General features: G+C 65.7%; 21 protein-coding genes and 1 tRNA gene. 11 read left to right on the top strand and 11 right to left on the bottom strand.

Going from position 1 to position 24,135, the window contains the following annotated elements:
• Window positions 1-3: 3 nt before the first annotated feature.
• Together GDN70_RS02715 and GDN70_RS02720 are read right to left on the bottom strand one after the other, a co-directional pair.
• A complete protein-coding gene (locus GDN70_RS02715; protein WP_028139313.1) occupies window positions 4-219 on the bottom strand; it encodes a hypothetical protein in 216 nt (71 codons plus the stop codon).
• Window positions 220-390: 171 nt separating this feature from the next.
• Window positions 391-714: a hypothetical protein gene (locus GDN70_RS02720; protein ID WP_038972981.1), complete on the bottom strand. Its 324-nt coding sequence runs from the start codon at window positions 712-714 to the stop codon at window positions 391-393.
• A 253-nt stretch (window positions 715-967) separates the two neighbouring features.
• Between GDN70_RS02720 and GDN70_RS02725 the strand changes: the two genes are divergently transcribed.
• On the top strand, window positions 968-2,023 hold the full coding sequence (locus tag GDN70_RS02725) for a polysaccharide deacetylase family protein (RefSeq protein ID WP_028139315.1): 1,056 nt from the start codon (window positions 968-970) through the stop codon (window positions 2,021-2,023).
• A gap of 74 nt (window positions 2,024-2,097) precedes the next feature.
• On the opposite strand, the gene GDN70_RS02730 is transcribed toward GDN70_RS02725, so the two are convergent.
• The 6 genes from GDN70_RS02730 to GDN70_RS02755 all read right to left on the bottom strand — a co-directional run bounded on the left by GDN70_RS02730 (window position 2,098) and on the right by GDN70_RS02755 (window position 8,358).
• The gene (locus GDN70_RS02730; protein WP_038972982.1) at window positions 2,098-2,490 is read right to left on the bottom strand and encodes a hypothetical protein; all 393 of its coding nucleotides are present in this window, start codon (window positions 2,488-2,490) and stop codon (window positions 2,098-2,100) included.
• A gap of 108 nt (window positions 2,491-2,598) precedes the next feature.
• Window positions 2,599-4,245 carry a hypothetical protein gene (locus GDN70_RS02735; protein ID WP_152102126.1) on the bottom strand — a complete coding sequence of 549 codons (1,647 nt, stop codon included), beginning with the start codon at window positions 4,243-4,245 and terminating at the stop codon, window positions 2,599-2,601.
• A 104-nt stretch (window positions 4,246-4,349) separates the two neighbouring features.
• A tRNA-Thr gene (locus GDN70_RS02740) sits at window positions 4,350-4,425 on the bottom strand.
• Between the two features lie 100 nt (window positions 4,426-4,525).
• Entirely contained in the window at window positions 4,526-6,274 is a 1,749-nt protein-coding gene (locus tag GDN70_RS02745; RefSeq protein ID WP_152102127.1) for a heme biosynthesis protein HemY, read from the bottom strand.
• A 36-nt stretch (window positions 6,275-6,310) separates the two neighbouring features.
• A complete protein-coding gene (locus GDN70_RS02750) occupies window positions 6,311-7,546 on the bottom strand; it encodes a COG4223 family protein (RefSeq protein ID WP_038972984.1) in 1,236 nt (411 codons plus the stop codon).
• A 65-nt stretch (window positions 7,547-7,611) separates the two neighbouring features.
• Window positions 7,612-8,358 (bottom strand): uroporphyrinogen-III synthase, encoded by a 747-nt coding sequence (locus GDN70_RS02755; RefSeq protein WP_038972985.1) that lies wholly within the window; start codon window positions 8,356-8,358, stop codon window positions 7,612-7,614.
• Between the two features lie 150 nt (window positions 8,359-8,508).
• On the opposite strand from GDN70_RS02755, the gene tsaD reads away from it, so the two are divergent.
• From tsaD to GDN70_RS02770, 3 genes are all read left to right on the top strand, one after another.
• Window positions 8,509-9,582 carry a tRNA (adenosine(37)-N6)-threonylcarbamoyltransferase complex transferase subunit TsaD gene (tsaD, locus tag GDN70_RS02760; RefSeq protein ID WP_028139321.1) on the top strand — a complete coding sequence of 358 codons (1,074 nt, stop codon included), beginning with the start codon at window positions 8,509-8,511 and terminating at the stop codon, window positions 9,580-9,582.
• A 2-nt stretch (window positions 9,583-9,584) separates the two neighbouring features.
• Window positions 9,585-10,565 (top strand): NAD(P)H-dependent glycerol-3-phosphate dehydrogenase, encoded by a 981-nt coding sequence (locus GDN70_RS02765; RefSeq protein WP_038972986.1) that lies wholly within the window; start codon window positions 9,585-9,587, stop codon window positions 10,563-10,565.
• 117 nt (window positions 10,566-10,682) lie between these two features.
• Window positions 10,683-11,096, top strand: a complete 414-nt coding sequence (locus tag GDN70_RS02770) for an EVE domain-containing protein (RefSeq protein ID WP_028139323.1) — start codon at window positions 10,683-10,685, stop codon at window positions 11,094-11,096.
• Between the two features lie 218 nt (window positions 11,097-11,314).
• On the opposite strand, the gene GDN70_RS02775 is transcribed toward GDN70_RS02770, so the two are convergent.
• A complete protein-coding gene (locus GDN70_RS02775) occupies window positions 11,315-12,394 on the bottom strand; it encodes an adenylate/guanylate cyclase domain-containing protein (protein WP_038972987.1) in 1,080 nt (359 codons plus the stop codon).
• A 101-nt stretch (window positions 12,395-12,495) separates the two neighbouring features.
• Between GDN70_RS02775 and GDN70_RS02780 the strand changes: the two genes are divergently transcribed.
• On the top strand, window positions 12,496-12,951 hold the full coding sequence (locus GDN70_RS02780; protein ID WP_038972988.1) for an SRPBCC domain-containing protein: 456 nt from the start codon (window positions 12,496-12,498) through the stop codon (window positions 12,949-12,951).
• Between the two features lie 108 nt (window positions 12,952-13,059).
• On the opposite strand, the gene GDN70_RS02785 is transcribed toward GDN70_RS02780, so the two are convergent.
• Window positions 13,060-14,229 carry a DNA topoisomerase IB gene (locus tag GDN70_RS02785; RefSeq protein WP_028139326.1) on the bottom strand — a complete coding sequence of 390 codons (1,170 nt, stop codon included), beginning with the start codon at window positions 14,227-14,229 and terminating at the stop codon, window positions 13,060-13,062.
• A 400-nt stretch (window positions 14,230-14,629) separates the two neighbouring features.
• Between GDN70_RS02785 and acs the strand changes: the two genes are divergently transcribed.
• Window positions 14,630-16,576: an acetate--CoA ligase gene (gene acs / locus GDN70_RS02790; protein ID WP_038972992.1), complete on the top strand. Its 1,947-nt coding sequence runs from the start codon at window positions 14,630-14,632 to the stop codon at window positions 16,574-16,576.
• Window positions 16,577-17,010: 434 nt separating this feature from the next.
• A complete protein-coding gene (locus tag GDN70_RS02795; protein ID WP_028139328.1) occupies window positions 17,011-17,526 on the top strand; it encodes a L,D-transpeptidase in 516 nt (171 codons plus the stop codon).
• Window positions 17,527-17,582: 56 nt separating this feature from the next.
• On the opposite strand, the gene GDN70_RS02800 is transcribed toward GDN70_RS02795, so the two are convergent.
• Window positions 17,583-18,173 carry a thermonuclease family protein gene (locus GDN70_RS02800; protein WP_028139329.1) on the bottom strand — a complete coding sequence of 197 codons (591 nt, stop codon included), beginning with the start codon at window positions 18,171-18,173 and terminating at the stop codon, window positions 17,583-17,585.
• A 180-nt stretch (window positions 18,174-18,353) separates the two neighbouring features.
• On the opposite strand from GDN70_RS02800, the gene GDN70_RS02805 reads away from it, so the two are divergent.
• The 4 genes from GDN70_RS02805 (at window position 18,354) to cysC (ending at window position 24,108) form a co-directional block, all read left to right on the top strand.
• Window positions 18,354-20,072, top strand: coding sequence for a methyl-accepting chemotaxis protein (locus GDN70_RS02805; RefSeq protein WP_038972990.1), 1,719 nt, complete (start codon window positions 18,354-18,356; stop codon window positions 20,070-20,072).
• A gap of 156 nt (window positions 20,073-20,228) precedes the next feature.
• Complete coding sequence (locus GDN70_RS02810; protein ID WP_038972991.1) at window positions 20,229-21,248, top strand: sulfotransferase family protein; 1,020 nt, start codon at window positions 20,229-20,231, stop codon at window positions 21,246-21,248.
• 5 nt (window positions 21,249-21,253) lie between these two features.
• Window positions 21,254-22,213: a sulfate adenylyltransferase subunit CysD gene (cysD, locus tag GDN70_RS02815; RefSeq protein ID WP_038972993.1), complete on the top strand. Its 960-nt coding sequence runs from the start codon at window positions 21,254-21,256 to the stop codon at window positions 22,211-22,213.
• Window positions 22,213-24,108 carry an adenylyl-sulfate kinase gene (gene cysC / locus GDN70_RS02820; RefSeq protein ID WP_028139333.1) on the top strand — a complete coding sequence of 632 codons (1,896 nt, stop codon included), beginning with the start codon at window positions 22,213-22,215 and terminating at the stop codon, window positions 24,106-24,108. The genes cysD and cysC overlap by 1 nt, the downstream gene beginning before the upstream one ends.
• Window positions 24,109-24,135 lie beyond the last annotated feature (27 nt).

Genomic DNA, 24,135 nt, shown 5'->3' on the forward strand with positions numbered 1-24,135 from the left:
TCACTACTGCCCGTGCTCGGTCAGCACCTTGTCGCAGCCTTTGCTCAGCTTGGTGCGGTTCTGCTTGAGGCAGGCGAGCACAGCGCCATCGCCATTGTTCATCACGGCGCGGCAGAAGCGGGTGACATCGCGCGCGCAGGCATCGTGGCCCGGCTGCTGCTGCGCGGATGCGACCGACGCGCCGAGCAGCAAGAGAAGAATGAAAAGAAATCTGGTCATCGCGTAATGCCTCTTACCCGGAAGAATGTGCGGGCGAAGCTAGTGCGACGATCCCTCAGCCGCAACGGCTTTATTGGCGGCCGCATGACGCCGCCGCGTCGCCCCGGCTAGACGCCGGGGCGTATTCGCGAGGGGAGCTAACCGACGCAACGATGACGGTGTTGCGTGCTCTTACTGCTTGTCCTGGGCGTCAGCGACCTTGCGCGACGCGCCCTTGGCGAGATCCTTGTCCATCACCGCGCGGCAGCCGACGCTCAGGTCCGAGCGATGCTTCATCATACAGGCCGTGATCTTCGGGATGTTGGGGATTTCCGACGAGCACAGGCGGAAGGCGTCGCCGGTGCACTGCTGCTGCGCCTCGGCCGAGAAGGCGAAGCTCGAGGTCGTCGAGACGAGCGAGACAATGGCGGCAAGGCCGAGCGCCAGGCTGATGTCGCGGAGACTGGCAGAGAAGGACTTGGTGTTAAGAGACTTGGTGTTAGGAGATTTGGTCATTTGAAGCTCCCATTGGCGCCGTCGCAACGGTGCCCGTTGTTGATGGGAGCTACGATGCTCCAGCAAAACAGTTTCCACTGTGATGATGGTCACGGGCCGCACCCCGACTGTGACGTCGGTCACTTTGGCGCACCGCCCTGAAATTCCTCCACAACCGCCGTCGTGTTGGTGTCACGTTAACTGTTACTTCGCATTAATGGCTCGTCGCGCGGGAAATTCCGCCGGTTTGGTTGCGTAATTGGAAAGAATAGCGATGCGTAATGCGTTGGGCCTGATGTTGGCCAGTGTAGTTGCGGCGGTCGTGATCGCCGCCGGCGGTTGGTTTTATTATTCCTCGCGCGCCGATCAGGCCGCTCCCAAGACAATTGCCGCCCGTGCCGCCGATCAATTGCCGGCACCGGCGAAGCTCGCCGCCAGGGATGACGTCGAGACCACCGCAACGATCGCCGCCAAGCCGACGACAGTTGCTCAGGCACCCGCGCCCGCCCCGGCCATGCCGGTTCAGCAGAAATCGACCTGCACCAATCCGAACGCGCTGGGCGTCGCCCGCGTGGTCGAGATCGACACCACCGGCGGCCCCGGCTTCGGCTTCGATCATTTCAAGCAATTCGACTTCCTCACCGACAAGGAAGTCGTGCTGACCTTCGACGACGGTCCCTGGCCGGTGAACACGCCGAATGTGCTGAAGGCGCTGGCGGATGAATGCACCAAGGGCCTGTTCTTCTCGGTCGGCAAGCATGCGACCTATCATCCGGAGATCCTGCGCCAGGTGCTGGCCCAGGGCCATACGGTCGGCACGCATACCTGGTCGCACGTCAATCTGAACGGCAAGAAGATGACGGAGCAGATGGCCAAGGACGAGGTCGAAAAGGGCATCAGCGCGGTGAGGTTCGCGCTGGGTGCCAACCCCGCGCCGTTCTTCCGCTTTCCGCAGCTCCAGCATAATCCGGCGATCGTGGGCTATTTCGGCACCCGCAACGTCGCGATGTTCTCGACCGACGTCGACTCCTTCGACTTCCGCAAGGGCGCCACGCCGGAAAAGATCATCGAGACGGTGATGACCCGGCTCGACAAGCTCGGCAAGGGCATCATCCTGATGCACGATTTCCAGAAGAATACCGGACTGGCCCTGCCGACGCTGCTCGCGCGGTTGAAGGCCGGCGGCTACAAGGTCGTGCAGATGAAGGCCAAGACGACGCTGCAGACGCTGCCGGAATATGACGAAGCGATCATGAAGGACATGAAGGTGCCGACCGCGAGCACGAACACGCGTCCGATCGGAAGCGTGGTGCAGACGGTGTCGCAGTAAACGCCAGCGATCCGATCCAAAGTCTAGCGTCATGGCCGGGCTTTTTGCCCGGCCATTTGCTTTTGGCGAACGGCTTACCAATAGATGCCGTGGCGGTGCAGCTCGCTGATGATGCGGCGCTCGGTCCAGCGCCTGGACTTCGGCTGGTCCGCCCTTGCCGTTTTCTTGGTGGCGGGCTTGGTTGTCGCGACCGGCGCCGGGGTGGTCGTGGGCGTGGTCACCGCGGGAGCCGCCGGCGTGACCGTGGCGGCCGGCGCAGAGAGCGACACTGCCGGCGGACGATCGGAATATTTCGGCGCCTCCGCGGCTGGCGCGACTTCGCTCACCTGCGCCGTGGCGGCGGTCGGCGTCGTTTGTGGAGCAGGGGCCTGAGCGCCCGCCGCGGACAGTGACAGGCTGCGGGAGCCGTCTGCCTGGGCAGAGGCAGAAGCCAGGACCATGGCGGCAACCAGAATGATCTTGCGCATGTGAAATCTCCCCGTGTTGGCGTACCCGGGACATTACGGGGAAGGTGTCCTGGGTTAAGTGATTGGCCTCACACAATCGCGGAGCAATTTCGAACCGGCCGGCTGCGATCAACACGCCCGCCGATAGACCCGCAGCGTCACATCCGGAAAGCTCATGCTGTCGAGCAGGCAGACGCCCTTTTCCGCGTCCATGCGGGCGATGAGATCATCGCTGACCCGCGGTCCGACCAGCGTGTGCTGGATCGAGCTCGAGACGACGAGGATGTTCGACTGCAGAAGCGCGTCTGCGGTGGCCGCTGCCGTTCGATGCAGCATCTCGCCACGGACGACGAGATTCATCCGCGCCTGCGCCGCATACCACTGAATGGTCGCGGGCGTGACCGGGTAGGGACTCGAAAAGCCGACGTAAAGCGGCCCCGAGGGCGGCGGTTTGACGTCGCGCAGAAGCGACCAGAGACGATCGGTCGATGCGCGGATGCTGTCCTGCTGCTGTGCGCTCAGCGGCGTTGCCACGCTGAGCTGACCGATCACGACGTGCTTGACGAACAGCGCGAAGGCGATTGCGAGCGCAAGCACCCGGCCCGCCGTCAGCAGATGGCGACGGATGGCTGTCGCAAGGGCCGTGCGCGCAAGCCGCGATTCCATGGACGCCATGATGGCGCAGCCATTGAGGACCATCGCGACGATGAACACGCCGTAGAACATTGCGCCGAAAAAGTAGGTCTTGATCTCGGCAACGGACGGAATGGCGTAGGCAATCAGCACGGTCGCGAGCAGAACGACGGCATCCAGCACCGCAGCCCGGCCCCGGATCGCAGCGAGCACGAAGCGCAGCAGCATCAAGGCCAACCCGATGGCGAGCCAATAGTGCAGGCCGAACTGTCCCTCTCCACCGATGGAGAAACGTAGCAGCCCGGGCCAGAAACCTTCGTCCGTCGTCCAGAGGTCGCGCTGGCCGACGAACACCATAAGAATGTAGGTGACGGTCTCGACCAATGCGGGCCCGATCAGCGCGGCCGTGGTCGCGATCAACGGCAGCACGAACCACACGAGCGCGCCGAGCGCAGTCCTGATCGACAAGCGCAATCCGCCGGCCTGGATGCAATCGACGACCAGCCGGATCGCGAACGCACTGCCGAGCAGAGCGAGCGCAGCCGGGAACGACGTCGGCTTGATGCAGGCGGCGAGTGCACAGGCGACCCCGAGGCCAGCCAGCGACCGGGCGCTGCGCCGGAGCACGCCGCGGTAGACGATGGCACCGGCGGCAAGACCGATGGCAAGTCCCGAGGGCAGATCGGGACGCGCTTCCGTGATCGTGTGCCACAGCACTGGCACGCACACCGCTGCGATCAGACACGATGCGATCTCGAGGACCGGCCGTCGCCGAACCAGCCAGATGATCCCGAGCAGGAAGCCGAAGACGATCACGGCATGAACGAGATAAGGACCGAGATAGCTTCCGGGAAACGACCAAAAACCGGTGGCCGCCACCAGCGTCGAAAACGGCGCATGGTGATGCAGCAAATCCCAGACGCTGCCGGCGACGCCGCGGCTTCCGAAGGCATTCACCCATCTGACCGCGTCGCCGAAATAGGCGACGTCGTCATAGAGCGGCGGAACGGACAACCGGCTGTGCAGCCGCGACGCGTCGAGCGATTTGGAGGCGACGATGGCGGTGATCAACGCCGCAAGGATGACGAGGCCGGGCAGCCGGACCCAGTCGCTCCGATCCGCGGACCCCGTTCCGTTCGCCATGCCCCTGCCTGCCCCATTGCCCACACCCGGCCGGCACGAGGTTGTCACCCATCTCTTAGGTACGATGCGTTACCCATCTCTTCGGGCTGGACAACCTGAGGTGCTGGTGCCGCAAGAGGGATTCGAACCCCCGACCCCGTCATTACGAATGACGTGCTCTACCAACTGAGCTATTGCGGCGAACCCTGCCGGGGCCAAGGCGATGCCGGCCCCGATACGCGCGCTCCTGATATCGGGCATGGCCCGAATTGGCAAGGACAAGCCGGGTTCGAAATGCGGCTCACGCGCCCCAGCGGGACCAGAATCCGCGCCAGCCGCCGGCCTGGGCCTTGGGTGTACCGATTTGTTCCGTAAATTCATCGCTCGGACCCTCGTCATCGATCCCGGGATCGTCGGGGGCCCGGACGATCGGGATGACCGCAGGAATCGGCGCTGGCGCGGGTTTGCCGAGGTCGGCGCGGCTCCGGAACACGGGGGTCGCCGCGGGCGGCGGTGATTCGGCGGGCTCGGGGGCCGGCTGGACCGGTTCGGCGGTCGCAACGGCCGGCTCGTCCTTGCCCATCGGGGGCAAATTGTCCTGCGCGGCCGGCACTGACGCCGGTGCCGATGCTGGTGCCGCCACGGGCGGTTCCGCCGGGCCTTCGCTGGGAGCCACCGTCACCCGCTTCGGCGGCGGGGCCGCCAGCATGGCCTCCTCGAAGGCCGAGGATTCGATCGTGGTCCCCTTGTCCGAAGGCAGGCTCGCGACCGGGGTCTGCCACTGGAACGCATCGAGCCGGCCGGTGACCGGGGAGACCGGGCGCCAACGGTCGCTGACGTAGCCGTCCGCAGTCCAGGCCGGATCGTGACGGGCGCGCACCGCGCGCAGGGTCCAGGCGCGGGCGCGACCGCCATCGCCGTGCTCGGTGCGCTCGATCTCGGCCATCAGCAGCGCGACGCGCTGGGTCGGATCCTTGACATAAGGCGCGAGCACCTCGCGCGCGCGAGCGAACTCGGAGGCATCGATCGCGGCGCGCGCGATCGCGAGCTGGCCCTCGACATGACCGGGCTTGTCGGCCGACGTCTTGGCCGCAAGCGTCTCGACCCGCTGCAAGCGGTGCCACGCGGTATCGCCTAGCTTCACGTGGGCATAGGCATCGGCGAGATCGGGATGCGGATTCGCGATCCAGGCGGCCTCGACCAGCTTCATGGCGCGGCGCACCTGATGCGCCTCGCTCTCGAATTTTGCGGCGAGCACCGCCGCCGGCACCAGCGTCGGCGCCAGCTTGATCGCCTCCATCACGCTCTCGCGCGCGACGTCGCGGTCCATGGTTGCCAATTCCAGCGCGCGTGCAGTGAGCAGGACGCCGCGCTGCCGGCGATAGGTCTGCTTGTCGATCTGCCCCGCAGACAGATTCGAATCGAGGATCGCAAGTGCACCGCTCCAGTCGCCACGCGCGCAGCGGAAGCCGAGCACCGCATGCGAGGCCCAGGTCGAGGACGGCGACAGCTTGATCGCTTCCTCCGCGATCATCACGGCGCCGACCGCATCGTCGGCGCGCTGCGCTTCGATGAACAGGCCGCGCAGGCCAAGCAGGCGCGTGTCCTCGCGCTCGGCCATGGCGCGGAAGACGCGCTGCGCCTCGTCGCGATTGCCTTCGAGCTGCGCTGACTGCGCATGCAGGAGCAGCGCGAGCGGATCATTCGGGGCATGTCGCCGCGCCGTTTCCGCGTGCCGGCGGGCGAGCGCGGTGTCACCATGACCGATCGCAAGCAGGCCGTGGGTGATGGCGTGGCGGCCCCGCGCGTGGCGCTTGTCATGGCGGCGGCGGCGCAGACGCCCCGGCGTGCGCCAGATCGTCGTCACGATGCTCCAGACCAGCACGACGGCCGCGGCAAACAGGCCAAGCAGGAACACGAATTTGGGAAGCGTGGTCGAGGCGCGGAAACTGCCCGCGGTCAGGACGAGATCGCCGGGCTGGTCGGCAACCCAGGCCGCGCCGGCCGCCGCCAGCGCGATCAGGACAAGGAAGAGGACGATGCGAAGCATGGCGATCCCTATACGCGCTGATTGTTGCGCGAAGCTTTATTGAGCAGGCTTGACGAGATCCGCCATGGCATCGTCGGCGAACTTGCGGGAAGCGGCGAGCGCAGCGTCGCGGGCATCGGCCTTGTCGAGCCAGGCCTGCGCCGGCGCACGATCGGCCTCGGCCAGCGTCTTGAGCTCGCGCCGCGCTTCCACGAAATCATTGCGCAGCGCCGCTGCCGTCACCCGTGCGACGATGGCGCCGCGATCGTTGCCGACCCCGTCGGTGCGCTCGATGCGGACGAGCTTTGACGCTCCTGCCTGGAGACGCTCGACGATGCCCGTGCCGCTGGTCTGGGCTTCCGCCGGCGGCGACAGCTTCGGCACGATATTGAGCAGCTCGCGGCTCAGCGCCACCGGCGTCGGGATGCCGGACGCGGCAAAGGTGTCGAGCGGCTTCAGCGCATCGGGCTTTGCCGCCATCGCCCGCGCTGCGGCCAATTGCGACTCGTAAGCATCGCCGTGACGAACGGCGACGTCGAGCAGGGCCGCCGCCACCACATGACGCAGCGGCTTGTCGTCCATCCTCTTCGCATCGGCGATCTTCTCGCCCTGCTGCGCAAGCTCGGCACGTTCGGTCTTGCTGGCGCGCTCGAGCTGGGCGATGCGGTCGCTCAGAGCGGCAAGGTCGGGCGCGGCAGTTTGCGGCGCCGATTTCGCATCGTTCAATGTGCTCGCGGTCCTGTCGGACTGCGCACGCAGATTGGCGACGTCGCTGCGCAAGCCGGTTGCGGATTTCTCCAGCGCGTCGATCCGCGCCGCCATGGCGGGATCGGCGGCGGGCTTGCCGGCCTTGGCTTCGACTGCCGCAACGCGACCGCTCAGCGCATCGACCGTCGCGCTCGTGACTTGCGGGGCGGCCGGCGGCGCCTGTACGGCGGGCCAGCCCAGCAACCAGCCGACCGCGATCACGACCGCCGCTGCGACAGCGCCGGAGAACGGCGCGATGACCCAGGGCGACATCGGCGCGGACGCGACGGAAGGCTGTTCCTCAGCGCGTTCAGACTGCGGCTGGGACTTGGTCTCTTCGGACTCGATCTCTTCGGACTTGGCTTCCTCGACCCTGGTCTGCTCGTGCGCGGCTCGCTCGGGCTCCAGGTGAGCCTCCGGCTCGACCGCCGCCTCCTGCGGCTGGGTCGAGACTTCGGTGGCTTCGAGGTCGATGGTGGGCGGAGTGCGCTTGGCACGGCCGGACTCAGGAGCCAATCCTGCGTCTTCAGGCTTGTGGTCGGCCATCGTGACGGTTCCTCACACTTCCATACGCGGGACGGACCCGATTACGTCGGATTCGGCTCGACCTCTTACGCCAAACGGGTGCGCAACGCACGCTCCAAGGTGGTAAATAAGGCATTTTCGTCCGGTGTCGCAGCCACCAGAACCTGCGACGCGCCGGCATCGCGCAGCACGCTGGCAACAGTCTCGGACAGGCAGCATTGCGGTATAGCCAGCGCCGAGATTTCGACGCCTTCGTCCCTGGCCGCATCCAGGAACGCCCGGGCGCTGCGCCGGGAGTAGTGCAGCACCGCCTCGACGCCGTGAGCGGCAAAGCCCTCGCAGACCTCGCGCGGCAAATGCTTGACCGGCGCCATGCGATAGGTCGTCTGTGTGACCACGCTGAACCCCTCCGCACCGAGCTCGCCGCCGAGGTCGCGCGACAGATCCGCGCCTGCGAGATACAGCAGCGTGCTCTTTTTCTTCAGCACCTTGTCGCGTGCGCTCTGCATCACCTTGTCGCGCAAGGACGCGGCATCGCCGCCGGCGACGATCACCTCGGCAAAGCCGGCGTCGCGCGCCGCAGCAGCCGTGTGCTCGCCGACCGCAAACAACGGCAGCTCCAACAGACCAAGATCCTGCAATTGTGGCGCGACGGCACGGATTGCGTTGGCCGATGTGACGAGGATGGCGCCGTAGGGAGCTTCACTCTCGTCATGGAAGGCGACCGGCTCGAACTTGAGCACCGGCGCAAGCAGCACCGCAAGCCCCCGCGCGCGCAGATTTTCCGCCGTCGCCTCATTGTCGGGATGCGGCCGTGTGACAAGAATGGACATCGCTGGTGTTCCCGAACCACGTGGCGGTGGCGCATGACGGGGACGGCTGCGCGTGACGATTGCGCAATCCGGCCCCGGAATGCTACCGGACGTACCAGAACTCTGCTTTGCGGATGAGCGCAAGGGCGCAAATTGGATAACAATTCGCCAATGCTGGTACTGGGCATCGAAACAACCTGCGACGAGACAGCCGCGGCGCTGGTCGAGCGCGCGCCTGACGGCAGCGGCAGGATCCTCTCCAACATCGTGCGGTCGCAGATCGAGGAGCACGCCCGCTTCGGCGGCGTGGTGCCGGAGATCGCCGCCCGTGCCCATGTCGATCTGCTCGACGGCATCATCGAGCGCGCGATGCAGGAGGCCGGCGTCGGCTTCGCCCAGCTTGGCGGCGTCGCGGCCGCGGCGGGGCCGGGCTTGATCGGCGGCGTCATCGTCGGGCTCACCACCGCAAAGGCGATCGCGATGGTGCACGACACGCCGCTGGTTGCGGTGAACCATCTGGAGGCGCATGCGCTGACGCCGCGCCTCACCGACGGAATCGAATTTCCCTACTGCCTGTTCCTCGCCTCGGGCGGCCATACCCAGATCGTCGCGGTCACCGGCGTCGGCCAGTATGTACGGCTTGGCACCACCGTCGACGACGCGATCGGCGAGGCCTTCGACAAGGTCGCGAAGATGTTGGGCCTGCCCTATCCCGGCGGCCCGCAGGTCGAGCGCGCGGCGGCAGGCGGCGATGCCACGCGATTTGCGTTTCCGCGGCCGATGCAGGGACGCCCCGACGCCAATTTCTCGCTGTCGGGATTGAAGACGGCAGTCCGCACTGAAGCGAGCCGGCTAGCCGAGATCACGCCGCAGGACGTCAGCGATCTCTGCGCGAGCTTTCAGGCCGCCGTGCTGGATTCGACCGCCGACCGGCTGAGCGTCGGCCTCAGACTGTTCCGCGAAAAATTCGGCGCACCGCGTGCCCTGGTCGCGGCCGGCGGCGTCGCGGCCAATCAGGCGATCCGCGGCGCCCTCGATGAGGTCGCACAGCAAGCCGGGACGCAACTGATCATGCCGCCGCCCGCGCTCTGCACCGACAACGGCGCGATGATCGCCTGGGCCGGCGCCGAACGCCTCGCGCTCGGCCTGACCGACACGATGGAAGCGCAGCCCCGCGCGCGCTGGCTGCTCGACGCCAACGCGACGGCGCCGACCGGCTACGGCAAGACCCGGGCGGGATTCTAGCCATGACCACGTTCCAATCTGTCGCGGTGATCGGGGCGGGCGCCTGGGGCACGGCGCTGGCGACCGTGGCGGCGCGGGCGGGACGGAGCGTCACGCTCTGGGCACGCAATGCCGAGCATGCCGCGCGGATCGCCTCGACACGCGATAATCCGCGACTGCCCGGCGTGCAGATCGCGCCGGAGATCGTCGTGACCAGCGATCTGGCGCTCACCGCACGCGCCGACATGTTGCTGATCGCAACACCGGCGCAGCATTTGCGCGGCGCCGTCAACATGCTGGCCTCGCATCTGACAGGGCCGGTGCCGATCGTCGCCTGCGCCAAGGGCATCGAGCACGGCACCCATAAATTCATGACCGACGTGATCGCTGAGGCCGCGCCGCACGCCCAGCCCGCGATCCTGTCGGGTCCGAGCTTTGCCGACGATGTCGCGCGCGGCTTGCCGACGGCGGTGACGCTGGCGGCAAGCGATGAGACGTTGGCGAGCGCGCTGGTGCAGGCCCTGGGCTCACCGACGTTCCGTCCCTATCACTCCACGGACATCCGCGGCGTCGAGATCGGCGGCGCAGCCAAGAACGTGCTGGCGATCGCAGTCGGCATCGCGGTCGGGCGCAAGCTGGGGGCCTCCGCCCAGGCCGCGCTGACGACCCGCGGCTTTGCCGAGCTGACGCGCCTCGGCCGCGCGCTCGGCGCACGCAGCGAAACGATCACCGGCCTGTCCGGCCTCGGCGATTTGATCCTGACCTGCTCGAGCCCGCAATCGCGCAATTTCATCCTTGGCCTTGCTTTGGGCCGCGGCGAGCAGCCGCCTGCGGGCAGGCTTGCCGAGGGCGAGTTCACCGCGCCGGTGCTGATCGAACTCGCAGCTTCGCAAAACGTCGAGATGCCGGTGTCAGAAGCCGTCGCGTCGATCCTGAGCGGCCGGAGCACGATCGACGCCGCGATCTCGGGACTGATGACGCGCCCCTTCAAGGCAGAGGAATGACGTCTTCTCGTCATGCCCGCGCTTGTCGCGGGCATCCACGTCTTGATATTGAATTGATGGCAGAGACGTGGATGGCCGGGACAAGCCCGGCCATGACGAATGGATAGGGCACGCGCGATGAACTACTGGCTGGTGAAATCCGAACCATCGGTGTGGTCCTGGGACCAGCAGGTGGAAAAGGGCGCCAAGGGCGAGGCCTGGACCGGCGTGCGCAATTATACCGCGCGCCAGAACCTCGTCGCCATGAAGAAGGGCGACAAGGCATTCTTCTATCATTCCAACGAGGGCAAGGAGATCGTCGGCATCGCGGAGATCATCAAGGAGGCCTATCCCGATCCGACCGACAAGACCGAGAAATTCGTCTGCGTCGATATCAAGGCCGACAAGCCGTTGAAGACGCCGGTGACGATGGCGACGATCAAGGCCGAGAAGAAACTCGCCGACATGGCGCTGGTGAAATATTCGCGCCTGTCGGTGCAGCCGGTGACGGCCGAGGAGTGGAAGCTCGTCTGCAAGATGGGCGGGGTTTAGCCGCAGGTGCGGCCTTAATTCTCCGCCGTCGTCCCGGACAAGCGCGCTCTTAGGCGCGCGTAGATCCGGGACCCATACTCCGCAGCAATCGTTTTGCGAGGACTCGGGGTTACCAGCGCGTGCTACAATATAATTTGGTGGTTATGGGTCCCGGCCTTCGCCGGGACGACACCGAGAGTTTGGCACGGCCATCGCGCAACGACCTGCAATATCCGCGCTCACATCTCCGGCAGCGCAAACACCTCGCATGGCGCAGCAATGCCGCGCAGCGAATGCGATCCGAGCGCGATCAGCAGCATGTCCGTCTCGGCGGCGAGCGCGCCCGACACCAACACGGTCCGCCCCAGCGACTTGCACAATCCCTCGAGCCGACTGGCGAGATTGACGGCGGGACCGATCGCCGTGAAGTCGAGCCGGTTGGCGGCGCCGATATTGCCCCACAGCATCTCGCCCAGATGAAGTGCGGCACCGAATGCCAGCGGCGACAACCCTTGAGCGCCGCGCTCCTTGTTGAGATAGACCATGCCGGCCTCGGCCGCGCCTGCGGCACGCAGGGCGGCATCGCACGCGCGGCGGGGCGATGCCTCGACCACCGGAAAGATCGCGAGCACGCCGTCGCCGATGAATTTCAGCACCTCGCCGCCAAAGGCGTGGACAGCGCCGGCGATGCGATCGAACCAGGCATCCAGCGCGGCGATGACCTGTGCAGGCGGAGAGGTTTCCGACAACGTCGTGAAGTTGCGGAGGTCGGCATAGAGCAGCGCGGCCTGAATGGTCTCGCCGAGATCGCGGCGCAGAGGTGCCGCCAGCACCCGCTCCGCGCTCCGCTTGCCGAGATAGGCATCTAACGTCGCGCGCAACGTGGCGCGCGCGGCCAGCACGGCGAGGGGCGTCGCGGCAAAACGCGCGGCCTGGCGCAATTGCCCGATGTCGTCCGCGGTGAACGGACGCGGCCCGATCCAGCAAAGCTGCGGCCCATCTGGACGTCCGGCGATGTCTTCGTGGACGTCGCCGCGCGCGATGTCGCGCAGCCAGCGGCGACCGGCATCGTTGGGCGGATCGGGCGCCAATCCGCCCGGCGCGAAGCCGAGTGCTTCGATTACCTGGCCGCTGTCTGCACGCCACAACCAGGTCCGCTTCGCGATCAGCGGATGCGGCACCTCCAGCGTCAGGGCGCCCCCCGCAAGCGGCACGCCGTCGGCGACCAGATGGGCGGCGAGTTCCGCAAGCAGGCGATCAGCTCCGGCGCTATCCGAAGCGGCATCGACAAGCCAGGCGAGGGTCGGGGAGAGCTGCATGGCTCGATCATGGCCAAGGCGGGCCGCCTTTGTCACGGGCAATCCTTGACGCGCCGCTTTGGCGCCGCCATGTGCCAATGGCAGCGAAGGGATGATCGCCGATGACCGAACCGTTCATAGTGCGACGCGAGACCCAGATCGCGGCACCACGTTCCACCGTTTTCGCCTATCTGACCGACCCCGAGAAAATCCTGAGCTGGATGGGCTCCGATGCCACCACGGAGCCGCATCCCGGCGGGCTTTATCTGCTCAAGGGCATCGGCCCCCGCAGCGGCGTCGCCCGCGGCGCCTTCCGCGAGGTCGTGCCGGTGCATCGTCTGGCCTACACGTTCGGATGGGAAGGCGGCCAGGAGGTACCGCCCGGCTCGAGCCTGATCGAGATCGACCTGATCGAGCGCGACGGCGGCACGCTGCTGCGCATGACCCATAGCGGCCTGCCAAGCGAAGCGCAGGCCGCCGCGCACGCGACGGGGTGGGCGCATTATATGGAACGGCTCACGACCGCAGCCGCAGGCGGCGATCCCGGTCCCGACAACGGCGTCTCGCCCAAGTCGTAGCTCTCGTAGGGTGGGCAAAGGCGCACTTGCGCCGTGCCCACCATCTACCCCAACACCGCAACAGAAATGGTGGGCACGCTTCGCTTTGCCCACCATACGGCAGTGTCGTTACACCGCGGCTGTCGCCACCACCTGCGCCAGAAGCTGCTCGCGCCTCGCCTGCGAGCGCTGGCCCTTCATGGTCGCGGCGAAGCGCTCGAGGATGCCGTCCTCGAACGCGGTGACGATGGTGTCGTGGACGTAGCTCTTGCGGCAGATCGCCGGCGTGTTGGAGAGCTTGTCGGCTGCGGCGCGAATCGCGTCCAGCACCTGCTTCTTGCGGCCGCGCTGGCTGGTCGCCGGCGTGATTCGCGACAGCGATTCCACGACGACGGCAGACGCCATCAGCGTACGGAAATCCTTCAGCGAAATCTTGATGCCGGCGATCTCGCGCAAGAACGCGTTCACCTGCGTGGTGTTGACCGCGCGCACGATGCCGTAGGCATCGCGATACTGGAACATGCGCTTGCCGGGGACGCCCTGCAAAATGCCGATGGCGCGCACCAGCTTGGCCGCATCGCACTCCTTGCGCACCGCCTTGCCGCCCTTCGCCTTGAAGGTCAGCACGAAGCTGTCGTCCTCAAGCGTGACGTTCGACTTCAGCAGCGTGGTGGCGCCGCGGGTGCCGTTGAGGCGGGCATAGGATTCATTGCCGGGACGGATCGCAGTGCGCGCGATCAGCTCGATCACGGCCGAGAGCGCGAATTCACGCGTCGGCTCGTCGCCCGACAGGAACGCCGAGACCTTGCGCCGGATCTTTGGCAGCGCGCCGACGAGCTTTTCCAGACGATGCGCCTTGCGGTGCTCGCGGACCTTCTCCCAATCGGCGTGATAGCGATATTGCAGCCGGCCTGCGGCATCGCGGCCCACGGCCTGGAGATGCAAGCTCGGATCGGCGGAGTAGCGCACCTCGCGATAGGCCGGCGGCACCGCCATGGCGTGCAGCCGGCGGATAGTGCGGGCGTCGCGGATATGTGCGCCATTGGGACGCACGAAGGAATAGCCCTTGCCGCGCCGGATGCGGCGGATGGTCAGCTCGTTCTGGTCGCCGAGCCGCAGGCCGAGCTCCTTGGCGAGCGCTTCGACCGTCGCCGCGGGCGCCGTGTCGAAGGCCTTCTTCGGGCTAGGACGCCTGAAAGCGGCGGGTTTCGGCCATTGTCCGAGGGCTTTGGCCAATGCAATGGCCGCAGGATCGGCTGAAGCGGGCCGTATCGTCCCGAGATTCTGCTGATCCATCATAGTCTTATGCCTTAGCACTGTCTGTTACCGGTCAATGCCGCTGTTCTGATTTTTGTTCCGAAGGGTCTCTTCGGGCCCGGGTTGGCCATTTAGGGTGTTCCGAACACTATTGCGAGTCCCGAATCGGTGAGGGTGGTTTCTAAATACCTCCATTAATGCATGGGGCCCCTGCGCCGGCCTGTTCCGCGGAGCTGGGCAAGGCCCCGAAAAGCCGCCCGCCGGCTTGTTTCAGATCTGCGACAGTCACAGCAGGTGGCCTTGATCCTCCGCATGGCCGGCCGCCCGCCGAAGGTCCAGCTTGTGCTCCTTGTCGGGCCCGGTTAGCCCGACGCATAATCAGTCAATGATCAAGTCGGCTCGCCGGTCGCTAGCGTTCGGCCTGCCGTATGTGGAGGGAAGCATGTCCGAGAAGATCTACGACGTCCCGGCGGAGTGGGCGAAGCGCGCCTGGGTCGACCAGGCCAAGTACAAGGAGATGTACGCTCGCTCGATCTCGGACCCGAATGGTTTCTGGGCGGAGCAGGCCAAGCGCATCGACTGGATGCACGCGCCGACGAAAATCGAGAACGTCTCGTTCGCGCCCGGCAACATCTCGATCAAATGGTTCGAGGACGGCATCCTCAACGTCGCCTACAACTGCATCGACCGGCATCTCGCCAAGCGCGGCAACCAGACCGCGATCATCTGGGAAGGCGACGATCCCTCGCAGTCCAAGCATATCACCTACCAGGAGCTGCACGACGAGGTCTGCCGGATGGCCAACATCCTGCGCACCCGCAACGTCAAGAAGGGCGACCGCGTCACCATCTACCTGCCGATGATTCCGGAAGCGGCCTATGCGATGCTCGCCTGCGCGCGCATCGGCGCGATCCACTCCGTGGTGTTCGCGGGGTTCTCGCCGGACAGCCTCGCCCAGCGCATCAATGACTGCAAATCCAAGATCATCATCACCGCGGACGAAGGCCTGCGCGGCGGCAAGAAGGTGCCGCTGAAGGCCAACGTCGACGCCGCGCTCGCCAAGGCCGACGACGTCGACTGGGTCGTGGTGGTCAAGCGCACCGGCGGCAAGATCGACATGAACCCGACGCGCGACCTCTGGTATCACGAGGCGGCGGCGATGGTGACGACGGAATGCCCGGTCGAGCACATGCACGCCGAGGACCCGCTGTTCATCCTCTACACCTCAGGGTCGACCGGCCAGCCCAAGGGCGTGCTGCACACCTCCGCCGGCTATCTCGTGTTCGCCTCGATGACGCATCAATACGTCTTCGATTATCACGACGGCGACATCTACTGGTGCACCGCTGACGTCGGCTGGGTCACCGGCCACAGCTACATTCTCTATGGGCCGCTCGCCAATGGCGCGACGACGCTGATGTTCGAAGGCGTGCCGAATTACCCGGATAATTCCAGGTTCTGGAACGTCATCGACAAGCACAAGGTCAACATCTTCTACACCGCACCGACCGCGATCCGCGCGCTGATGCAGTCGGGCGACGAGCCCGTGAAGAAGACATCGCGCGCCTCGCTCCGCCTGCTCGGCTCGGTCGGCGAGCCCATCAATCCGGAAGCGTGGGAGTGGTATCACCGCGTCGTCGGCGACGACCGCTGCCCGATCGTCGACACCTGGTGGCAGACCGAGACCGGCGGCATCCTGATCACGCCGCTGCCGGGCGCGACCAAGCTCAAGCCGGGCTCGGCGACGCAGCCGTTCTTCGGCGTGCTGCCTGAGATCGTCGACGCCGACGGCAAGGTTCTGGACGGCGAGACCTCGGGCAATCTCTGCCTGACGCGGTCCTGGCCCGGCCAGATGCGCACGGTCTACGGCGACCATGCCCGCTTCGAGCAGACCTATTTCTCGACCTACAAGGGCAAGTACTTCACCGGCGACGGCTGCCGCCGCGATGCCGACGGCTATTACTGGATCACCGGCCGCGTCGACGACGTTATCAACGTCTCCGGCCATCGCATGGGCACTGCGGAAGTCGAGAGCGCGCTGGTGGCGCATGAGAAAGTCTCCGAGGCTGCCGTGGTCGGCTTCCCGCACGACATCAAGGGCCAGGGCATCTACGCCTATGTCACCCTGATGGCCGGCATCGAGCCGACCGAGGACCTGCGCAAGGAGCTCGTCACCTGGGTGCGCAAGGAGATCGGCCCGATCGCATCCCCGGACCAGATCCAGTTTGCGCCGGGCCTGCCCAAGACCCGCTCCGGCAAGATCATGCGCCGCATCCTGCGCAAGATCGCCGAGGATGAGCCGGGCAGCCTGGGGGATACCTCGACGCTGGCCGATCCCGCCGTGGTCGATGATCTCGTCAGGAACCGGCAGAACAAGAAGTCGGCGTAAGCTTGCTCTCCTGCCCCGGACGCAGCGCAGCGCGCACGTCGCGGTGCGCTGCTGAGCCGGGGCCCATCCATCCCAGCGCAAAGAACTGGGTCCCGGCTCTGCGTCGCGGCGCGACGCGCTGCGCCTTGTCCGGGACGCGAGACCGCGTTTGTCGTCGACCCTCCGGTAAGCAACAGCCGTTCACATCCTCACGCACTCGTCAGCGCGCGTGCCGGTGCGGCCGCATCTTTCCCGCCGAGTGTTGTTTTCAGGTCATTTACTTTATTTCGAACATTTCCTTTGTTCCCCCTGCTGGCTGGCCCTTGGCAGCCGTGCTTGGAAACCAACCGGTTAACGGGCGCGGTTAAGAATGTCCCCTGACAAGGACGTGGCAAGCTGGCGATTGCCGGTTCCGCGTAATTTTGGACGATCCGTTCGGGCTTAGGGGAAAATCGATGTCGATTAGGATTGCGGCGGCGCTGGCCGCCACCATCGGGGCAGGGGTCTTGATGTCGACGGCGGCGCAGGCGCGGCCGGAAATGGTGGGGGCGCATCTGGCCGACTATTCGCCGGGCACCATCGTGGTCAAAACCAGCGAGCGGCGGCTCTATCTCATCCTCGATAACGGCCACGCCGTGCGCTATCCGGTCGGTGTCGGCAAGTCCGGCAAGCAATGGGCCGGCACTACCCGCATCGACGGGAAATATCGCAACCCGGCCTGGGCACCGCCGGCCGAGGTCAAGCGTGACAAGCCGAGCATTCCCGACATGATTCCGGGCGGCTCGCCGCGCAACCCGATGGGCGTTGCGGCGATGACGCTGGCCGGCGGTGAATACGCCATCCACGGCACCAACGTGCCGGGCTCGATCGGCGGCTTCGTCTCCTATGGCTGCATCCGCATGCTCAACGACGACATCACCGATCTCTATGGCCGCGTCTCGGTCGGCACCACGGTGGTCGTGACGCGCTGATCGCCAGGATCAAGGCAAGACAGGAAAAGGCCGCGTCCCCGAACGCGGCTTTTTTGTTACCAGAAGCGCCAGCCGCGCGTGCACCAGCCGTCGCGATGGCCGCCAGTGTAGCTTCGCGCAAAACCGCCGGCGAGCAATGCCGCCGCAACGTTCGCAGTCCGCCGGGTCGCGACGTCGGCGAGAACGCGGCCGTATTTGTCGGGGCCGAGATTGGTGATCGTCACGTCGCCCTGACCGAGCAGATCGCGCAACGCGCGGGCCGCGGCTTCGGCCTTGTCCTGCTCCTCCCGGCAAGACGCTTTCATCTCGGGCGCGTCGATGCCGCGCAACCGAACCCGCACGACGAGATCGCGGCCGCCGCGCTGACGAACACGCGCGAGAAAGGTGTCGCCGTCGATGGTGCGAATGACGTCCACCGGCTCGCGAACATCGGGATGGCCCGCCTGCTCGAGAACGATCTCGGCATTCCGCGTGCGGTCGCCATCGGCATCAGGAACAAGCCAGCCCATTCCATGGCGAAAGGTGAGTACGACGGCCAGCGCGATGCCCACCACGAACATCCACGGCAATAATCCGGAGAAGCGCCGACCGAACGGCGAGCCGCCGAACTGCGGCCGATAGGAATTAGGTCGATCCCGGAAAGGCATCAATCACGCTAGGACAGAGACGGGGGAACTCAAAGCACGACCGCGCACATAGCGGAACCGTGCAGGAAAATTCCTTCGTCGAATATGTCGGCCGTAGTTCTACCGGAGATCCGCGAAGATTACCCAAATCTCAATCATTGGTTGCGAATACCTGCTATACAGCAACGCGAGGAGAGAGCGGTGGGATCATTCAGGTTTCGCATTGGAACAAAGCTCGGCATCGTCACCGGCGTGAGCGTTGTGCTGGTCTGCGGCATGCTGACCAACCAGATGCTCGGCAACCGGTCGATTGCCGAATCCAATCGCCTGGTCACGATCAACTACCTCAACAAAGGCAATGCGCAAGCGGCGCAGACGGCGATGGCGCGGGCGCAGCTCGCAGCTCTCGAGATCAGCTCCGCCTCGTCAGCCGGAGAGGTTGACAAGCTCCTCGAGAATCTCCGCGCGCGAGCAGGCGAAGCCGGCGCGGAAATCGATACGGCCACCGACCGGGCGACCCGCAAGGTCACCCAGGACGCCTATCGTGAGACCAAGAAATTCGTCGATGCGTATCTGACCAGCGGCATTGAACTGGCGGGGGCGCAAAAGACCGTCATTGGCGCCCCCTCGGGCGGCGCCAGGACTGCCGCAGAGTCGACGAAGGCCACCATTCTCGCAGAGCGTATGCGTCCGGCCGCCCTGGAAGTCAGCAAACGGATCGACGATCTGGTCGGCGTTGCCAACGAATTCGCCGCGCGCCGCAAGGGCGAGATGCTGGCCGAACTGGACCGCGTCGCCACCTTCGCATTGATCGTCGGCGTCTTCGTCGTTCTGACGTTGATCGGGTCCGCCGTCTTTTCCGTGTCGAACATCGCCCGGCCGATCCGGCGCATCGGCGACGTGCTTCTCCAGCTCGCCGCCGGCAACAAGGCGATCGAGATTCCCTACACGCGCCGCGGCGATGAAGTCGGCGACAACGCTCGCGCGGCTCAGACCTTCAAGGAAAACCTGATCCGTATCGAGCAGATGGAGGTTGAGCAGAAGAATCAGGAAGCCGCTGCGGCCGCTCAGCGCAAGGAAGAGATGACCCAGCTCGCCGGCGTGTTCGAAGCCGCGGTCGGCGGCATCATCGACTCTGTGTCAGCGGCCAGCCAGCAGCTCGAGGCAGCCGCCGGTACGCTGTCGGGAACCGCGGAAGAGACCCAGGAACTCTCCGGAATGGTCGCGGCGGCCTCGGAGGAGGCGTCCACCAATGTCGGAGCGGTCGCGTCCGCCGCCGAGGAAATGAGCACCTCGGTCGTCGAGATCGGACGCCAGGTCCACGATTCCAGCCGCATCGCCAGCGAAGCGGTCAGGCAGGCCGAGCGCACCGATGTCCGGATCAATGAACTGCTCAAGGCGGCGGGCCGAATTGGCGACGTCGTCAAATTGATCACCGCGATTGCCGAACAGACCAACCTCCTGGCGCTGAACGCAACGATCGAGGCGGCGCGCGCCGGCGAATCCGGCCGCGGCTTTGCGGTCGTGGCGAGCGAGGTGAAGGCGCTCGCGGCGCAAACCGCGCGAGCGACCGAGGAAATCAGCGCGCAGATCGCCGGCATGCAATCGGCAACCGAGGACTCCGTCGGAGCGATCAAGGAAATCGGCGCGACCATCGCCCGCATTTCAGACATTTCGTCCACCATTGCAGCGACGATCGAAGAACAGGGTGCAGCGACGGCCGAGATTGCGCGCAACGTCAGCGAAGCCGCCAAGGGAACCGTCGAAGTCGCAGACAAGATCGCCCAGGTCAGTCATGGCGCGAGCGCGACCGGCGCGGCGTCGGGGCAGGTGTTGGCATCGGCGCGCTCGCTGTCGAGTGAAAGCAGCCTCTTGAAGACGGAAGTCGAGAAGTTCCTCAACACCGTGCGCGCGGCATGAAACTGCATAGCGGCGACGAGCACATCTTCAATGCTCGTCGCGTATGGATAGCGCCTCCGGGATTCCCCGGAATTGTCCGGCACCCCTGACAACTGTAGGTTGGAAAAGATCCAACGAGCAATCGCTCGTGGAACTCCCTACAGCGGGTCCTCCGACATGAACATCGACGCAATTTCAGCCGATTCGCTCGAACGAATGGCCGACCTCGTTCGGCAGCAGCACAGTTCCCTCGACACCATGCTGCTGTCCCCAGTGGGCGAATTCCAGAGCAGAGCCGTCACGCTCGCGACGTTGATGCGTGAAGTGACGGACTGCCTCGCCGAGGATTTCCTGCATCGTCCGGCGCAGGACTTTCCGATGCTCTATTTTGCATGCGGCAAGGCCAGAGTCGGCTCGACCGCCCTCAGCAATCTGTTCGGCATGACCGGCATGCCTTCATATTATCAACCGCTGAAGGCGATCCTGCGCGACGCGCTCGTCGGCCGTCCGCTGACGCCCTGGGTCATCCCCTCGGCGAGCGACGAGCCGCACATCTTCAGCAAGGAAACGATCGGGCCCTACGTGCTCGCCGAGAGCTTGTTCAATCCGCTGCAGCTCCTGGTCGAAGCAGGCTATCCGCGGCACCGTCTGCATCTCATCATGCTCGATCGCGAGCCGGCGAGTTCGCTGGCGTCATGGCTCGAGAAGCTGATTTCGCGCGCGCCCGAAGATACATTGCTGCGGCACTATGTCGTCGCCGCACTCAGCGCGGCCCGCGTCGCAGGTTACGCCCAGCAACAAGGCGTTCCCGTCACGCACTACGTCTACGAGGTGAGCAAGGAGGCCCTGTCGTCGGTGCGCGTCTTGTTCGACCGCCTCGGCCTTTCGAGCAGCTTTACCGAGAATGCCGTGACGTCATGGCGGGAACCGGGAAGCGTGCAGGCAAACAACGCGCGCGTCATCTTCCCGAGCGAAGCGACGATCTACAAGGTGCCCAATCTGCACACCTCCGATAGCGCCTATCGCTACCAGCGCCGCGCGACGGCCTCGGTGAGCGAAGCTCAGCTGGCGATCCTGGAGCGCTGCGGGGTCAATGACGCCTATCGAGCTTCGGTCGCGGCGTGCGTCCGCGATCTCGGCCTGAATGCGGCAACTTCGGCGCATCTGTTCGGCGACTGGTTCGCCGAGGCCGCGTGATCCGCATGCTGGACAATCCCACGAGCGCCGAGCCCCTCCTTGAAAGAACCGGCGGCGAGCAGCTTCACGCCGCCGGCCATCTTCGGCGCCTGGAGGCGGAAAGCATTCACATCCTGCGGGAGACGGCGGCCGAATTCCGCAGGCCGGTGATGCTGTATTCCATTGGCAAAGACTCCTCGGTGCTGCTGCACCTGGCGATGAAGGCCTTTCATCCCGGCAAGCCGCCATTTCCGCTGCTGCACGTCGACACGACATGGAAGTTCCGCGAGATGATCGCGTTTCGCGACCGTCGCGCGCGCGAACTCGGCATCGACCTGATCGTCCATACCAACAATGACGGCTTGAGCCAGGGCATTGACCCCTTCACCCACGGCTCGGCCCGTTACACCGACGTCATGAAGACCCAGGCGTTGCGGCAGGCGCTGGACCTCCACGGCTTCGACGCCGCGATCGGAGGCGCGCGGCGCGACGAGGAGAAATCGCGCGCCAAGGAGCGCGTGTTCTCGCACCGGAGCGCGGCGCATCGCTGGGATCCGAAGAACCAGCGGCCCGAGCTGTGGAGCCTGTACAACACGATGCTCGCACCCGGCGAGAGCATGCGGGTGTTTCCGCTGTCGAACTGGACCGAGCTCGACGTCTGGGACTACATCCTGCTCGAGGACATCCCGATCGTTCCGCTCTATCTGGCGGCTTCGCGCCCGGTGGTTGAGCGCGACGGCGCGCTGATCATGGTGGACGATGAACGGATGCCGCTGCATGCAGGCGAAGAGCCGCGATGGCGCTCCGTCAGGTTTCGCACCCTGGGCTGCTATCCGCTCAGCGGCGCCACGGTCTCGACCGCGGCAACGCTCCCCGAGATCGTGCGCGAGATGATGGCCTCGCGCACCTCCGAGCGGCAGGGACGCATGATCGACCGGGACAGTCCAGCATCGATGGAGCGCAAGAAAGCGGAAGGCTACTTCTGATGTCCTATCACGAGGCACCCACGATCGCTGCCTCCGATGCGCCGCGGCTCGAACAGGACGATCGTCCGACGCTGCGTTTCGTCACTTGCGGCAGCGTCGACGACGGCAAGAGCACGCTGGTTGGCCGGCTGCTCTACGATTCCAAGACGCTGCTCGACGACCAGCTCGACGCGCTGGCGTCCGAGAGCCGGACGGTCGGCACCACCGGCGGCGATTTCGATTTCGCGCTGCTGGTCGACGGCTTGCAGGCCGAGCGCGAGCAGGGCATCACGATCGACGTCGCCTACCGCTTCTTCGCCACCAAGCTGCGCCGCTTCATCGTCGCCGACACGCCGGGGCACGCGCAGTATACCCGCAACATGGCGACCGGCGCCTCCAACGCCGATCTCGCCGTGGTGCTGGTCGATGCCCGCAAGGGCGTAATCACGCAGACGCGGCGCCACAGCCACATCCTGTCGCTGCTTGGTATCCGTCACGTCGTGCTCGCCGTGAACAAGATGGATCTGATCGGATTCGACGGGGATCGCTTTGCGGCCATCACTGCCGAATATCTGACCATGGCCGGACAGCTCGGAATCTCGCAGGTCCAGTGCATCCCTGTCGTCGCGCCCGACGGCGACAACATCGTCGCCGCCAGCGCGCGGATGCCCTGGTACGCCGGGCCGACCGTCACCGCCTATCTGGAATCGGTCGACGTTTCCGGCGATGTCTCGCAGCGGCCGTTCCGGTTGCCGGTGCAATGGGTCAACCGGCCGCATGCGGAGTTTCGCGGCTTCTGCGGGCGTATCGCCAGCGGAACGGTCGCGATCGGCGAGACCATCGCCGTGCAGCCCTCGGGCCGCCAGACGCGCATCGCGCGCATTCTCATCCCCGGCGGCGAGCGCGACCGCGCTGCGGCGGGCGAATCGGTGACGCTCACGTTGACCGACGAGATCGACGTCAGTCGCGGCGACGTGCTGACGGCGGGGCCCGCGCCACAGGTCTCGGATCAGCTGGCCGCCCATCTCGTCTGGTTCGACGACGAGGCCATGGTCGCGGGCCGTCGCTATTTGCTCAAATGCGGCGCGGCCTCGACCGGCGCGGTGATCACGACGCTCAAGCACCGCATCGCCATCGACACCATGGCGCATGAAAGCGCTGCCACACTCGACGCCAACCAGATCGGCTACGCCCATCTCAGCCTCGACCGTCCATTGGTGTTCGAGGCCTATCGCGACGACCGCGACATGGGCAGCTTCATTCTCGTCGATCCCATCAGCCATCGCACCGCCGCCGCGGGAATGATCGATCTCTCGCTCCGCCGCGCCACCAACATTCATTGGCAGCGGCTTGCCGTCGACAAACCCGTGCGGGCGCAGCTGAAGCAGCAGCGGCCCTGCGTGCTCTGGTTCACGGGGCTGAGCGGTGCCGGCAAATCGACCATCGCCGATCTCGTCGATCGCAGGCTTGCCGAACTCGGGCGCCACGCCGCGCTGCTCGACGGCGACAATCTCCGCCACGGCATCAACCGCGACCTCGGCTTCTCCAACGCGGACAGGGCGGAGAACGTCCGGCGCACTGCCGAGATCGCGGCGCTGTTCGTCGATGCCGGCATGATCGCGCTGGTCGCGCTGATCTCACCGTTCCGCAACGAGCGCGAGCTGGCGCGCCAGCGGGTCGAGGCAGGCGAGTTCATCGAGATCCATGTCGCGACCCCGCTGGCCGAATGCGAGCATCGCGATCCCAAGGGGCTCTATCGCAAAGCACGGGCGGGAGAGCTGCCATCGTTCACCGGCATCGATCAGCCCTACGAGATGCCGCGGGCGCCGGAGATCACCATCGACACGTCAGAAATGTCGACCGACGCGGCCTGCGAGCGCATCATCGGTTATCTCAGGGACAATCACTATCTGTAGTGGCGGGAGTGGACGCCTTCCAGGACC

Origin of the sequence: Bradyrhizobium sp. TM102 (assembly GCF_009176685.1) — a bacterium.
In the GTDB taxonomy this organism is placed as follows: domain Bacteria; phylum Pseudomonadota; class Alphaproteobacteria; order Rhizobiales; family Xanthobacteraceae; genus Bradyrhizobium; species Bradyrhizobium ottawaense.